The organism is Thermostichus sp. MS-CIW-37, assembly GCF_054060065.1.
Window position 1 is genome coordinate 1 of record NZ_JBSSCV010000017.1, and the last position, 14,536, is coordinate 14,536.

A 14,536-nucleotide genomic window follows, 5' to 3' on the forward strand; every position below is an offset into this window, starting at 1 on the left:
CAACTGGAATGGACAGCAGTTGAACAGCGTCCGAGACCACTACTTGCGGTTGAGGGCGGTACTCCAACGCAAAGCCAGTAAGGGCACACGCAGTTGGCGGCGCAGATGCAGAGAACTGCTGCAACAGCTGTCTGGCAAGGAGAACTGAGACAGTTTCTGGAGTACAAGGCTCTGCGTGCAGGGGTTTCTCTGATTCTTGTTCCGCCTGCCTATACATCCCAAACTTGCCACCGGTGTCTGCACATCCATCCCGACCCTGCGCGATCCTATCGCAGTGGGAAGAAGTTTGAGTGTGAGCATTGTGGATGGGAAGGGAATGCGGACTTGAATGGGGCAAATATGATTGCACTTTTGGGGGCTGCTGTAAACCAGCCCAGAGGCTAAGCCTACGGCTGGCTTCGCGAACGTGGTTGGCTTGCCAACTACAGGGCTACCGAAAGCCCGCTCTCTATCTATACGTCAGCATGAGTGCGGGAGTATGTCACGTCTCAAGACCAAAATCTGAGGCTTGGCTTTGATCTATGGCCGAGCCATAAGCCATGCCGGGGAGCCAATGAAGAAGACTCTCGGCCACCCCGGCGCTCTGGGCGATCCCAACCCCTATCGCCAACCTGCCCGATCCATGACTCTTAACGCATCAGGGGTGACACGGCCAATGCTGGCAGCGTTGATCGTGTCTTCCTTAAAGGTGCCAAAGCTGGCCACCACCGAGTCGATCTCGGCCCCTGGCAGCACTGGATACTCGTTGTTGCTCTGGGCAAAAATGGCCTGCGCCTCTGGCCCGGAGAGAAACTCCAAAAATTGGATGGCTGCTTCTTTGTTGGGAGCTGTTTTCAGAATGCCGGCCCCGCTGATGTTGACGTGGGTGCCGCGATCCTCTTGGTTGGGGAAGAAGACGCCGATTTTCTCGGCTACGGCGCGATCTTCTGGATTGTCGGATTTGATCAAACGGGGCAAATAGTAGGTGTTGGCCAGAGCCACATCTCCCACTCCGGCGGCCACGGCCTTGATCTGATCCGTGTCTCCCCCTTCCGGCGGACGAGCAAAATTGGCTACTAAACCCCGTGCCCATTGCTCTGTTTCCGGGATCCCGTGGGCCAAGATGATCGAGGCCGTCAAGGATTGGCTGTAGACGTTGCTGGAGGAGCGGGTGAGCACCTTGCCCCGCCATTTGGGGTTTGCCAAGTCCTCATAGGTGGACAACTCCTTGGGATCCACCTTGTCTTTGTTGTACATGATCACCCGGGCTCGTTTGGTGAGGCCAAACCAGTACCCCTCTGGATCCCGCAGATACTCGGGAATATTTTTGGAGAGCGTCTCGGACTGGATGGGCTGAAACAAGCCCTCGTTCTGAGCCCGCCACAGCCGGGCAATATCCACCGTCATGAAGATGTCGGCGGGGCTGTTGGATCCCTCGCTGCGGATGCGCTGGGCGATCTCGTCGGCGTTGCCCTGCACCCAATTCACGGTAATGCCCGTTTTCTGCTGGAAAAGTTCGTACAATTTCTCGTCTGTGCCGTAGTGCCGCGAGGTGTAGAGGTTCACTTCCCGATTGGCGCCATGGGCCGGACGCAGAAGAGACCCTGCTGCCAGAGCCGCAGAACCTAGCGTGGCTCCACTGACAAATTGCCGTCGCGATAAGCGCATACCCAACTCCTAAGTTCAAAAACATCTCAAGAGACACAGCTCCACCGGCCAAGCTGGCCATGCCTCTCTCTGAGAAAAAACCTGAAAGCTACGCCCAAAGGACAAAGGCGGTTCCCGCAAATCTCACTCCGTTGACCCTCATCTTAGGCCAGCTTTATTGAGACTTTTATTCAAGAACCTCGCCTTGGGGCAATGATAGAGGATCTCAAGTACCGGGTCAAGCTCTTAGAAGTTTTTCTCATCTCTCACCCTTTGGGATGGAACTGGCCAACTTTCCCCTGTTCTCGACAGCACTCGAGATGGCCGGCGACCCAGCCGATCTTGCCGATCTTGTTGAGCAATCGGTCTGTGGCCGGAGCCCCGCGGAGCAGTATTGACAACACCCGCAAAAGCTGGAAGGGCTTCGGGTATAACGGGAGCAGGGTAGATGGCGGAGTATGGTGGGCTCCCTTTCTGGACTACCTCAGGCGCAGGTGCAAGAGAACGGCAGGGATCCGGGCGTCTCTATCCTGGTCTGCGGCTACAACGACTTAGTGGAGCTCACTCTCCAGGCCCTAGAGGCTTTTGGACAGCGGGCTGTGGTGGTGGCTCCCGGCCCACGGCCCTATCCGAAAGAGGACTGGGAATACCTGCAGGGGGATCCGCGACAGCCGGAGGTGTTACGGCAAGCTGGGATCGAGCGGGTCAAGGTGGCGCTGCTGCTGGAGGACGATGACCAAGCCAACTTTGAGCTGGCTTTGCTGATTCGAGATCTCAATCCACAGGTGCGTGTCGTCTCCCGTCTGTTCAACCACAGCCTTGCCCGCTATCTCGACTCGGCTTTGCCGCAGCATTTTTCCCTATCGGTGGCGGCTTTGGCTGCCCCGGCTTTTGCCCTCAAGGCTGTTTCCGACGAATTTGTTGGCTACTTTGAGCTGCCCCAGCTGGAAGCCCAGCCGGCCACGCTTCCGCCAGAGCTGGCAGATCCGGCTTACTTTGTCTCAGACCGAGAGACCACCCTCTGGAACGTGGTAGAGCTGACCATCGGATACAACTCCCGCCTGCTGCATATGCCCCTCTCGGAGCTGGAGGAAACTTTTGGGGCGCGGGTGCTGTTTCATTACCCGGTGGATGGGCTTTCTGACTTTTCCAAACAGCGAGTTTTCGACGACTTTGACCACGAGGCAGAGCTGCTGGAGGGGGATCGCGTTTTGGTCATTTGCAACCCCAGAGCCTACCTGCAACTGCTGGAACGCAACGGGCGACGGGGCTCCTCACGGGCGCAGCGCTGGGCCAGCGAACAGGTGCAGGATAAGCGACAACAACGGCAAGGCAGATTGCTGGGGCGGGGATCCCTTGGGTCTTGGCTGCGCAGAGGAGTGCAGGGACTCCTACAGGTCAAGCCCATCGTGCGCACCCTCACCTTCACCCTGGGGGCCATGTTGGTGCTGGGGGTGATCAATTTCAGGATGATCGGCAAACCCCTCATCGATGGGCTTTTGCTGACGATCGTGGTGCTGACAGGGGGCTACGGGGATATTGAGGCTTTTCAACAGCCGGAAACACCGCTGGGGGTGAAGGTGCTGGCGGTGATGATGACCTTGGTGGGGGCTGCCCTGGTGGGGTTGATTTACGGCTTGGTGACCGACAAATTGGTGAGCAGTCGCTTTGGCTTGGGTCGGGCTGCCCGTATGCCCAAAGAGGATCATGTGGTGATCGCAGGGTTGGGGCGGCTGAGCTATTTGGTGCTGCAGTTGTTGCGGCAGATGGGCTACGAGGTGGTGGTGGTGGATCCCAATAGCGAGAACCCTCTCTTGGAGGCAGCGGAACGGGAGGGAGCGGTGGTGGTTCGTGGGGATTATGCCCTGGCAAGCACGCTGCAGCAGGCTCGCATTCAGGGCAGCCGCTGCCTAATCTGCACCACCCCTGACGATCTCACCAACCTGGAGACGGCCCTGACGGCCCACAGCCTGCAACCGGGGATCCGCACCATTTTGCGGGTTACCGATCCCGAATTGGCCGCTCGGATGCAGCGCCACATGCAGACGCTGGGGATCAGCTACAGTGCTACCGGGTTGGGGGCACGGGCTTTTGCCACAGCAGCACTGGTGGGATCCGTCTACGGCACTCTGGCTTGGCAAGGGGAAACTCTGCTGGTGACGCTGCTGGAGGTCTCTGCCCATTGCCACTACCTGGGGCTATCCTTGCACCAACTGGCCCAGGATTATGACCTGGTGATCTTGCTGCATCGCTCCCGACCGGGTAAGCCCTGTGTTTTTCCCAAGATCTGGCAAAAAGAGGGCAAGACCCCGTTGAAAGAAGGCGATCAACTCTATGTGATGGGAACGGTGGGATCCCTGATTCGCTTAACCCAAGGACGGCCTCTTCCCCCAGAGCTGTATCAGGTGCGCCTCCTAGAGTATCGCAACCCCTATTTTGAAGAGGAGATCCTCTCGGCTTTATCGTTCTACGCACGCCTGCCCAAAACGGCCCTGAAACCCCTATTGGGCTGTCTGCCGGCGGTGGTGAGCCCACCCCTTCCCCGCGACAAGGCAATCAAGTTAGCCCGCCAACTGCGCAAGATGAGCACTGAAGTGCAGGTGTTTGCCCAGGCGCAGCCTGCCCATTGGATCCCTGCAGCCATGAACGAAAACAGCGAGAGTAATCTGAATTGATTTGGACACTGTTCTGTTTATTGGTCTATTCTGCACTCCGTAGTCCAAAACATCTCGTTATGGGCAGTTGGACATTCAGGAGATAGGCTTTTCGGCTGCAAGTCGCACAAAGCGATTTTGGTTGTAGAGCTGCTGAGCCACCACTGCGAAACCCACCTTCTCCAGCAACCACACCAGGTCTTCGGCGCTGAAGCGATTGTGCTCGTAGAAGTGGGTAAACTGATCCAGCAGCGTTTCCAAAGGCGTGTCCGACTGGAAGAGTTGGGCCTCTGTATCGGCATCGAAGTAGAGGCTGAGCGGGGCGCGCACCCAATCCACCAGCAAAAATCGCCCCCCCGGCTTGAGTAGACGCAACACCTCCTGCAACAAGCGCAAGGGCTGCACCATCTCGTGCAACACCACCACTGCCTGAGCTGCATCGATGCTGTTGGCCGCAAGCGGCAAGTGAGGGTCGTGCAGGTCGGCCTGCAACAGCTGGATTCCAGGGATCCCCTTCAAATCTGCCGCCGCTCGCTCCAACATGTAGGGCATCACATCCACCCCGATGAAGTGTCCTCCGGGATAGCGTTGCGCCCACTGACCCAGAGCAAACCCCGGCCCGGTTCCCAGATCCAACAAGCGCGGTGCAGGAGGCAGACAGGGCTCGATGTGCATCTGCCAGAAGTGCCAAAACGCTTCGTTAAAGCGCCCAGGAGCTGTTGCCAGCATGCGCTCGCAGAAGCTGGGGCCACGGTGGTGCTGGTAGAGAAGCTGAAAGGTATCGAGGCCGGTCTGGGGCATGGCTGAAGATTGTTGAGAAAATTGCTAGAGGGATCACCAGAATTCGCTGATGGGCTGAAAAGAGCATCGGGGGATCCCCAAAAGTAAGGCCTAATGTTGGCCTAACGAGCCGTGGGAGCGCTGGAAAAGTTGGCAATGCCGGTCTCCAGGTCGCTAAAGCAGGTCAATACCTTTTCCATAGAGGTGAGGTTGAGGACGAGGGCCACATTTTCCGGCACGCAACAGAGGCTGAGGTTGCCCCCAGCAGCACGGCACTTGCGCAAAGCCGAGATCAACACCCCCAGCCCAGAGCTGTCCATAAAAGTGACCGATGACATGTCGATCAACATATTGGTGTAACCGAAATCTATAACTTGCTGGAGCAACTGCCGAGCTTCTGAAGCAGCCTTGGCATCAAAACGACCTTCCAGGGGCACAATTGCCAGTTTTTGCCCTTGCGGAGTTTCAGCAGTACGGATGCGCAGCTTGAAATCCATCGTTTCCAGTGAAGACCTCATGCCCCACCTTAACACCATCCGCTACCGCCCACCAGGAAATCTTGTGAAGATCCCCAGGGACAGCGCGGCTCCCTCCAAAAACATCTGCCCTCTCGCCCCCAGCTCCTCTCCCAACAAGCCAGAGGGAAGCCGTGTAAACCCATGAAGTAAGAGCCGCCCCAGAGCTTAGCAGGAACTCCATCCCCCGCAGGGAAGGGATCCCGCCTCGGCCACCCATCTCAGGTTCCAGCCAGATCTACCTACAGCATGGGCTGCAGGGTTAAAGCCTCTGAGCTGATTGAAGGAAGGGACACATGCAAACGGGGGCGGTGCATGGAGAGCAACTGGGCCAGGCGCTTGCGCAACTCGGTGCGGGGCACAATCGCGTCGATGAGCCCTTGGGCCAGCAAATATTCGGCGGTTTGGAAGCCTTCGGGAAGCTTGCCCTTGCCAATGGTTTGCTCGATTACATTCGGCCCGGCAAACCCCACCTGCGCGCCCGGCTCGGCCAGGATCAGGTCTCCCAACATGGCAAAGCTGGCAGTCACCCCGCCATAGGTGGGATGGGTGAGCACAGAGATGAACAATTGTCCGGCGTCGCGGTGCCTTTGTAGGGCGGCTGAGGTTTTGGCCATCTGCATGAGGCTGAGGATCCCTTCCTGCATGCGGGCCCCCCCCGAAGCCGAAAACAGGATCAAAGGCAGGTGATCGCAGGTGGCCCGTTCCGTGAGGCGGGCGATCTTCTCGCCTACCACCGAGCCCATGCTGCCGCCCATAAAGCGAAAGTCCATCACCCCAATCGCCACCGGGATCCCTTCCAGGCTTCCCAACCCTGTCAGGACGGCATCCTTGAGCTGGGTGCGCTCCTGGTAGGTGGCCAAGCGCTCGGAGTAGGGCTTTTGGTCGAAAAAGTGTAGGGGATCCGTGGGAGCCAGGTGCTCGTCGAGGGGTTGCCAGGATCCGGGATCCAAAAGCTGTTCCAGCCGCTCTGGAGCTGTAATGCGATGGTGATGCCCACAGCTAGGGCAGACTTGCCAGTTTTGCTGCAGATCCTTGGTGTAGGTCAGGGTGTCACAGGCAGGACACTTTTGCCAGAGGCCGTCGGCAATCTCTCTTACCTGACGCTCTTTGTCGAAGGGGCTGCTACCTGTCAGGTTCAGAGAGGTTTGTCTGCGCCGCTCCGCAAACCAATCCAGTAGAGACATAGCTGTTGAAATATCCTCCCTACTCAGGGATGTCGAGAGCCCTGCCGGTGAGCTGCGAAACACATCTCAACGTTCTCAAGCTATCAAAGAATCGCCCGACTGAAAATAGAGACAACAGCAAGCGATGGAGACTCGGTGGCAGGTGCTGACCACAGGGGATGGATCCCTGACCTTTTTCTCGGAAGAGTTTGGACAGGCTTTTCACAACGTCAGTGGTGCCGCCCAGGAGGCTTTGGAGAAGTTTGTCCGCCCTTGCCGGCTGGATCGGCTGCCGTTGGAACGGGATCCCGCCCAGCCCATTTGCCTTTTGGATATTTGCTTTGGCCTGGGCTACAACTCCGGCCTTGCCCTAGAAACCATTTGGCAAATCCGGCCCGATTGTCTTGTGGAGGTAATCGGCCTGGAGCGATCCCCGGAAGTACCCCGGCAAGCTTGGCAGGCAGGGGTGGGATCCGACTGGAGCTTTGGGCAAGAATGGCAACACTGGATTGAACAGGGATCCTGGCAATCGGAGCGCTGGCGCGGAACGCTGCTGTGGGGCGATGCCCGGCAAACGGTGTTGCAGGTGCCGCTGGGGTGGGCAGATGCGGTGTTTTTGGATCCCTTCTCGCCTTCTGTTTGCCCAGAGCTGTGGACGGTGGATTTCCTGCGGGCCGTGGCTGAACGGATGCGACCAACCGGCATTTTGGCCACCTATTCCTGTGCAGCGGCGGTGCGAGCGGCTCTGTTGGAAGCAGGGCTTTTCATCGGCTCTACCCCCCCGATAGGTCGTCCTTGGCCGGGGACAGTGGCCTCGCCCCAACCTGACCACCTGCCGCCTCTTTCCCCCATGGAGTGGGAGCACCTGAAAACTCGCGCTGCCGTGCCCTACCGGGATCCCACCTTGAAAGGAGATAGAGCGCAAATCCGTCTGCAACGCCAACGGGAACAGCAGGGATCCCCTTTGGAGCCCACTTCTGCTTGGAAACGCCGCTGGCCTGTGCAAGCCTAGAGAGTGGCGTTGCCGGAGTTCAAATCAGGGCAGCCGTTCTCGGGATTGCCGTCCGGGTGTATACAAAACATCTGGGCCATTTCCGTACCCCTACGCAGGCCATCATTTCTTGACAAAGTTAAGCTGAGATGAAACTTCTCTGCTGTGAATGCCATGTCCTCTGAGGAGTCCCTCCCGCTGACGCGAGCAGCCTCTGCCGGTACGCTGGTTGCCCTTTGTGCTGAACAGCACCGCGTCATCCTGCAGTTTTTGACTCGCCTGTCTCGAGCGCCGGAGTTGGATCTGGAGCAGCGACGCCTCTGTGTACAAAGGTTGCGACAGCGCCTCTCCCGCCACATTCAACTGGAGCGCCATGTTCTCTACCCCCTGCTCAGGTCGGCTCTCCAGGGGGATCCCCACCTTAGCGACCAAATTGAGCAGCTGGAGCAACATCTGCGGGATCAGATCCCGGAGCTGACGCGCTTTTTGCACCAATCAGAGCGCACCCCGCAGCAGGTGGATCCTTCTGCTGCCCTTCACTTCTATCGGCAATTGCGGGCTCAGTTTGATCAGGAGGAGAAAATCTTGCATCCCCTCTTTACCCAGCATGTTTCTCCCGCCGCGGAGCAGCAGCAGTTGCGCCTATTCCGAAAACGCCTACAGGCCAGCGCTGCCGCCAATAGCTCTGCAAGTAGCCGCCGCGTCGCTCTGGAGGAGCTGGAACGGCAAGCGGTAACCCGTCCTGTCTTGCCCAACGAGCGCTTCTGGTCGCTGCAGGGCAACGCTGTGCAGATGGCCGCTCCCTAGCCAACGACGGTCTTGTTGTTGGAGGCTGCCTGGTGGTGTTCGCAGGCGAGCTTGTGGTATCTTTGCCGCAACCGGCCTGCTGACCCTAGAACCATGCAACCCTGGGATCCGGAAACCTACGTCGACCAGATGGCCCAACTGCTGCAACTGCCCCTGCATCCCGACCACCGAGCAGGGGTGATCGAAAACTTTGCCCGCTTTTTGCCCATTGCTCAGCAGGTGCTGGAGTTCCCACTGCCGCCGACGGTTGAGCCAGCTCCCACCTTTGACTCGCAAGTATGACCGGCGATCCCCATCTTCTCGGCAGCGCCGACGCGGTCTCCATTGCCAGGGCTGTCCGCCAGGGATCCGTGAGTGCCCAAGCGGTGGTGGCCGCCTGTCTGGAGCGGATTCGCCGGCGGGATCCCCAGCTCAATGCCTTCACAGCCGTGCTGGAGGAATCGGCTCTGCAAGCAGCGGAGCAGGTGGATCGACAGGTGGCTCAAGGGATCCCGGTGGGCCCGCTGGCAGGGGTGCCCTTTGCCGTCAAGAACTTGTTTGACGTGGCCGGCCTCACCACCCTAGCTGGCTCAGTAATCAACCGCGAGAACCCCCCGGCCATCCAAGATGCAACAGTGGTGGCTCGTCTCAAGCAGGCAGGGGCAATCTTGGTGGGCACCCTCAATATGGACGAGTATGCCTATGGCTTCGTCACCGAAAACAGCCACTACGGCCCCACCCACAACCCCCACGATCTCAACCGCAGTGCGGGGGGATCCTCTGGCGGCTCGGCAGCAGCGGTGGCAGGAGGTTTGGTGCCCCTTGCCCTGGGCAGCGACACCAACGGCTCGATTCGGGTACCGGCCTCTTTGTGTGGCGTCTACGGCCTCAAGCCCACCTATGGCCGTCTGTCGCGGGCAGGGGTGGCTCTGTTTGCCGCCAGCTTCGACCACGTGGGCCCCTTGGCCCGTTCGGTGGCCGATATTGCCCTCAGCTTCGATGTTATGCAAGGGCCGGATCCCCAAGATCCCGTCTGTACCCGGCGTCCTGTGGATCCCACCTTTGGGCAGTTGGGGCAGGGGATCGAAGGCTTGCGCATCGCGGTGGCGGATGATTACTTTGCCCGAGGGGCAGAGCCCCCCATCTTGGCCGGAGTAGAAAAAGTGGCCCAAGCCCTGGGGGCCCGCCAGACTGTGCGGATCCCGGAAGCCCAGCGCGCCCGCGCCGCCGCCTACCTGATCACGGCTGCCGAGGGAGCCAACCTGCACCTGCCCAACCTGCGAACTCGCCCCCACGACTTCGATCCGGCCACCCGGGATCGCTTTTTGGCCGGAGCTTTGCTGCCCGCCAGTTGGATCTTGCAGGCACAGCGCTTTCGCCGCTGGTACCGCCAGCAGGTGCAGACCATTTTTCAGGAGATCGATCTGTTCATTGCCCCCACCACCCCCTGCTCTGCCCCCTTACTTGGCCAAGAGAAGATGGTGATCGATGGGGTAGAAGTTCTCACCCGGCCCAACCTCGGCCTCTACACCCAGCCCCTCTCGTTTATCGGTCTGCCGGTGCTTTCGCTGCCGTTGCGCGAGAGCGGATCCCTGCCTTTTGGCGTACAACTGGTGGCCGCCCCCTATCAAGAAGCCAAGTTGCTGCGGGCAGCCGCCTATTTGGAGAAGCTAGGGATCCCCAATGCGCAGCCGGTTTGAGCCATGAAGAGCCCTACTTTTGCAGCACATCTAGCGCTAGAGCTCGTGGGCATCTTCTCATGAACACTAAATATGTAGATGAACCGGTTGTGTGGTCAAGACAAGATTTCAATTGCTTTTGAGGAGCCGCTTTAGTCTCTGTGTAGCCTGTGGGTAACGTCTGAAGCTGTATTGGGGCAGAATCTTTGGCCTTGGCTCGCAAGAGAGATTGGGGCACCGGATATTAAAGTAAAATTAAGCCCCCAGTTGTTGTATCGAATGCCTCCTTTTCCGGGCTTGGCCGATAGAATGAACGGCATAAAATGGACACGGCACCCCCACCTGGACTCTATAACCCTATGGATCATCCTGATTCTGTGGCTCGGCGCTACATGAAACTGTGCGAGGCCTATCTCTCTCTCAACGAAGCCTTCGACAAATTGGATCAGTCCCACAGCCACCTACAGCGCCACTTCAAACGACTCCTTGGCTATTTCAGTGCTGCCCAACAAGCTCTGGTTCAACTGCCGCTCTTGCAACAGCGGATTGAGCAGAGCGACCGCTGGATGAACTCCTTGCGAGAAGAACTGCAAGCCAAAGAAGCCCGGCTTGGCGAGCTAATCGCCAACTACGATCAAGTCTGTGGCGAGCTGGACTCCACCAAAGCAGAACTGTTGAGCGCTCAAGCGCTGATTGAGAAACTGGAAGCCGAAAATGCTCAGGTTTTGGAACGCTTGAGTCGGCTTACCAACGTGGAAGAGGAAATGGCAAACTTGGCGGAACAGCTAGCCCAAGCGAACGAAGCTCGTCAGCAGATGGAAGTTCGAAATCGCGAGCTAGAGCGAGCTTTGGGAGACCGGGATCAGCACATTTACAGCCTGCAAGAGCGATTGGCACAATTGGAGCAAGAGATGGCCTTCCTGAAAGCTCAGCGGGATGAGGCCCAGCAGGCTGCACAACTGGCTATGTCTCGCGCGGAGCAGGCGGAAGTCGGGCTGAAGGCGCAAACCGAACAAGTTCAGACTTTACGAAATAAGCTCCATCAAGCCGAGGAGCAGCTGGCCATGGTAACCCTGAACGAGCTGGAGCTCCTGCTCGGCCATGACTCGATGAACCTCTTGCAAGAAGCGGAGCAGGCTGCGGAAGTAGATGCCCAGGTGCTGGCAAGCGTACCGGCCTCTCTGGCCGAGGCAGAACGCATCCTGCTGGAGATCGACCAGTTCATTTTGGCCTGCTCGGAGCCCATGAAGTCGCAGGCTGCCTGACCGGTATCGACTTATCGACTCTCCTAAAAACCCATCAGACGGGCAACAGCGGACAGCTCAGGGACAACGCCGGTGTGGATAGGAGCGGATCCCTGGTGGGTAGCCGTGTCGGGATCCTTGAGGCCATGGCCCGTCAGCACGCACACCACCTGTGCTCCAGCAGGCACCTGCTCTCGCCATTTCAGCAATCCTGCCACCGAGGCTGCACTGGCCGGCTCGCAAAAGATCCCTTCCTCTGCGGCCAGGAGACGATAGGCCGCCAGAATTTCCTCATCGGTGACGCTATCCACCTGGCCGCCGCTCACCTGCACTGCCGCCTTGGCCTTCACCCAACTGGCAGGGTTGCCGATGCGAATGGCTGTGGCCACCGTCTCTGGGTGTTCCACCACCCGGTTTAACACCATGGGAGCAGCACCGGCAGCCTCGAAGCCGTAGAGACGAGGGCGACGGGTAGCCTTGCCCTGCTGGCGATACTGGCAAAACCCCATCCAGTAGGCGGTGATGTTGCCCGCGTTGCCCACCGGGATACAGAGCCAATCGGGGGCATCCCCCAAAGCATCCACCACCTCGAAGGCGGCGGTTTTTTGCCCTTCTAAGCGGAAGCGGTTAACCGAGTTCACCAAAGCCACTGGGTAGGTTTCCGCCAGTTGCCGCACCATGGCCAGCGCTTGGTCGAAGTTGCCCTGAATGGCGATGATCTCCGCCCCATACATCAGGGTTTGGGCCAGTTTGCCCTTGGCCACATAGCCATCTGGGATCAGCACATAGGCCCGCAGACCCCCTTTGGCTGCAAAGGCAGCGGCAGCCGCCGAGGTGTTGCCGGTACTGGCGCAGATCACGGCCTCTGCTCCGGCCTCTTTGGCCTTGGACACCGCCATCGTCATACCCCGATCCTTAAAACTACCGGTGGGGTTGAGGCCCTCCAGCTTCAGGTAAACTTGGCAGTCTCGCCCCAGCCGTTGGCTCAAAGCCGGGGAAGGCACCAGGGGCGTGTTGCCCTCATGTAGCGTGACCACAGGTGTGCTGGCGCTGACGGGGAGCCATTCCCGATAGTGCTGGATCAGGCCGGGCCAAAGCCCCACTTGCGCGCGGGATCCGGCCATACGAGGGGGATGGGTGGGATTTAGGGTCGCCATGCCGCAGAGAACACCGAGGCCAATCAAAGACCAGCTTTCTCACTGTAGCGGTTCGTGGAGCGGTTCGTATCAACCTCGCGCAGTGGCGGCAGAAACACCCTCTCGATCCCCTCTCTCAGAGGCTTGGGAGCGGGAGAGCCGCAGGGCGTAGGGCCAGAGCCTGCACCAGAGAGCGCAGCTTCAGACGAATCTCGGCCAGCTCCTGCTCTGGGTTGGAGTCGGCCACAATCCCGGCACCGGCATACAGACGGGCTCGATCCCCCCGAATCAGGGCGGAGCGGATCCCCACCACAAACTCGCCATTGCCCTGTAAATCTACCCAGCCCAAAGGAGCAGCATAGCTAGAGCGATCAAAGGGTTCCAACCGCTCCAGCCACTGCAGCGCCGCCTGCTGGGGATACCCTCCCACTGCCGCCGTCGGGTGGAGCTGGGCCAGCAGGTCGAACAGATGCACATCGGCGGGGAGCTCGGCCTCGATCAAAGTTTGCAGATGCTGGATGTTGGCCAAACGGAGCAGCCGAGGCTGAGGGGAAATGCAGGGATCCATCCCCAACCGACCCAGAGCCTCCCGGATCGAGCGCACCACCCACTCATGTTCTCGGCGGTCTTTGGGGCTGCAAAGCAACCTCTCGGCCAGCACCTGATCCTGGTGGCTGGTGGCTCCACGGGCTGCAGAGCCGGCTAAGGCATCGATCTGCGCCCGACCTTGCCACACAGAGAGCAGGCGCTCCGGAGTGGCCCCCAAGAAAACCTGGGGAGAGATCCCCTCTTGGGTCAGAGGGAGAGGACTGGCCGGCGAACTCCCCCGCCTGTCTGCCCCCAGGGACTCCGTCCGAGTAGCGCGAGCGGCGAAGGCAAAGATGCTGCAATCGGGATGATGCTTTTCCAGATAAGCCAGCAGAGGCGGGATCGATGGCGAGGCAGGCAAGTGCAGATCCACAGCCTCTGCCAGCACCACCTTTTCTAAGAATCCCGCCCGAATCGCCTGCAGGGCTTTTTGGATGCGCCCCAAGAGGGCAGCTTCCTCCACCTCCACCGGCACGGGAGCTTGCAATTCCCACAAGGGCAAGGGGGATCGAGAAAGGCGCTCCATTTGGGCAAAAAAGGCGGTGATCTGCCCGGCCAAAGCTGCTAGGTCACTTTCGGGAGCAATTTCCAGATTGAGCCGCGCTACCGTCAGGGATCCCCAGGAGTCTGGCACCTGCAACAGTTGCCAACGTGGCAGCACCAGCGCTGCCCCCCCTTTGCTCCTGGGGCTGAAACTGAGGCGACAGAAACACAGAGGGCGTTCCTGCCGGCTGCCTGGGGATCCCCCCACCTCAGAGGGCTCCATTCTGCCGACGCAAGCGGTATGGACATGGGGCTGCAGCTCTTCCACAAAAATCCGCGCCGCCTGCAAGCCCCCTTCTCCCGAGAGATCGACCCGCCGCAGGGATCCCCACCCCAGCACCCGCACCCTTTCCCCGCGGGCCTTGTGGGAGAAATAACAGTAGCTCGGGAATCGGTTCGTGGGGAGAGAACCCAGCTTCTGGGCCAGCACCGCCAGCGGATCCAGCTCTGGGATGGGCTGGGACAAGCTGAGGATTTGGGGCACGCCCCGCGCCCGCGCCATCTGTTGGCAGGCGGTTAGGAAGGGATCCCAGTGGCGCCGATCCCTCGCCTCGTCCGTCCAGGTAGAAGTGCGAGTCGGCGGCCATGCTCTCGGCCACTCCAGGCACTCAAGCGTACCGTGGGCATTCCAAGGGGAAAGAGAAGAGGTCATGCGCAAGAAAAAGAAGACGATCCCACCTTGGCCGAAAACAGGACACCCGTCGATGGAGACCGGCAGAAGATGACTTTAGGATAAGAGATTAGGAGAAGGGCCGGCAGCCTGAGCTTCTGGGGGCCAGATCTGAGGAGCTTCTTCACGGACTGCAAAGTTTCTTAGCATCCTGGGGG

12 protein-coding genes and 1 pseudogene are annotated in these 14,536 nt (G+C 59.4%); 7 read left to right on the forward strand and 6 right to left on the reverse strand.

Annotation, left to right across the window (positions count from 1 at the left end; all coding sequences use genetic code 11):
* Positions 1-518, forward strand: a pseudogene (locus tag ACVWYZ_RS08885) (zinc ribbon domain-containing protein); the annotation flags it as partial.
* A gap of 82 nt (positions 519-600) precedes the next feature.
* On the opposite strand, the gene ACVWYZ_RS08890 reads toward ACVWYZ_RS08885, so the two are convergent.
* On the reverse strand, positions 601-1,647 hold the full coding sequence (locus ACVWYZ_RS08890; RefSeq protein WP_457466838.1) for a Fe(3+) ABC transporter substrate-binding protein: 1,047 nt from the start codon (positions 1,645-1,647) through the stop codon (positions 601-603).
* 437 nt (positions 1,648-2,084) lie between these two features.
* Between ACVWYZ_RS08890 and ACVWYZ_RS08895 the strand changes: the two genes are divergently transcribed.
* Positions 2,085-4,301 (forward strand): NAD-binding protein, encoded by a 2,217-nt coding sequence (locus ACVWYZ_RS08895; RefSeq protein WP_457466839.1) that lies wholly within the window; start codon positions 2,085-2,087, stop codon positions 4,299-4,301.
* Between the two features lie 75 nt (positions 4,302-4,376).
* Here ACVWYZ_RS08895 and ACVWYZ_RS08900 read toward each other — a convergent pair whose 3' ends face one another.
* The 3 genes from ACVWYZ_RS08900 to accD all read right to left on the reverse strand — a co-directional run bounded on the left by ACVWYZ_RS08900 (position 4,377) and on the right by accD (position 6,762).
* Positions 4,377-5,081, reverse strand: a complete 705-nt coding sequence (locus ACVWYZ_RS08900) for a class I SAM-dependent methyltransferase (protein ID WP_414383511.1) — start codon at positions 5,079-5,081, stop codon at positions 4,377-4,379.
* Between the two features lie 101 nt (positions 5,082-5,182).
* Complete coding sequence (locus ACVWYZ_RS08905; protein ID WP_414349838.1) at positions 5,183-5,578, reverse strand: STAS domain-containing protein; 396 nt, start codon at positions 5,576-5,578, stop codon at positions 5,183-5,185.
* Between the two features lie 239 nt (positions 5,579-5,817).
* Complete coding sequence (gene accD, locus ACVWYZ_RS08910) at positions 5,818-6,762, reverse strand: acetyl-CoA carboxylase, carboxyltransferase subunit beta (RefSeq protein WP_414408999.1); 945 nt, start codon at positions 6,760-6,762, stop codon at positions 5,818-5,820.
* Positions 6,763-6,886: 124 nt separating this feature from the next.
* Between accD and ACVWYZ_RS08915 the strand changes: the two genes are divergently transcribed.
* The 5 genes from ACVWYZ_RS08915 to ACVWYZ_RS08935 all read left to right on the forward strand — a co-directional run bounded on the left by ACVWYZ_RS08915 (position 6,887) and on the right by ACVWYZ_RS08935 (position 11,462).
* Positions 6,887-7,753 (forward strand): tRNA (5-methylaminomethyl-2-thiouridine)(34)-methyltransferase MnmD, encoded by an 867-nt coding sequence (locus ACVWYZ_RS08915; RefSeq protein WP_457466840.1) that lies wholly within the window; start codon positions 6,887-6,889, stop codon positions 7,751-7,753.
* Positions 7,754-7,906: 153 nt separating this feature from the next.
* The gene (locus tag ACVWYZ_RS08920) at positions 7,907-8,539 is read left to right on the forward strand and encodes a hemerythrin domain-containing protein (protein WP_457466841.1); all 633 of its coding nucleotides are present in this window, start codon (positions 7,907-7,909) and stop codon (positions 8,537-8,539) included.
* A gap of 93 nt (positions 8,540-8,632) precedes the next feature.
* Positions 8,633-8,821 carry a DUF4089 domain-containing protein gene (locus tag ACVWYZ_RS08925; RefSeq protein ID WP_414355470.1) on the forward strand — a complete coding sequence of 63 codons (189 nt, stop codon included), beginning with the start codon at positions 8,633-8,635 and terminating at the stop codon, positions 8,819-8,821.
* Positions 8,818-10,218: an AtzE family amidohydrolase gene (locus ACVWYZ_RS08930; protein WP_457466842.1), complete on the forward strand. Its 1,401-nt coding sequence runs from the start codon at positions 8,818-8,820 to the stop codon at positions 10,216-10,218. The genes ACVWYZ_RS08925 and ACVWYZ_RS08930 overlap by 4 nt, the downstream gene beginning before the upstream one ends.
* Positions 10,219-10,556: 338 nt before the next feature.
* Positions 10,557-11,462, forward strand: a complete 906-nt coding sequence (locus ACVWYZ_RS08935; protein ID WP_457466843.1) for a hypothetical protein — start codon at positions 10,557-10,559, stop codon at positions 11,460-11,462.
* Positions 11,463-11,485: 23 nt separating this feature from the next.
* Here the strand turns inward: ACVWYZ_RS08935 and thrC are convergent, their stop codons facing one another.
* Positions 11,486-12,565, reverse strand: coding sequence for a threonine synthase (gene thrC / locus ACVWYZ_RS08940; protein ID WP_457466864.1), 1,080 nt, complete (start codon positions 12,563-12,565; stop codon positions 11,486-11,488).
* Positions 12,566-12,713: 148 nt separating this feature from the next.
* Entirely contained in the window at positions 12,714-14,360 is a 1,647-nt protein-coding gene (locus tag ACVWYZ_RS08945) for an isochorismate synthase (RefSeq protein WP_457466844.1), read from the reverse strand.
* Between the last annotated feature and the right edge of the window lie 176 nt (positions 14,361-14,536).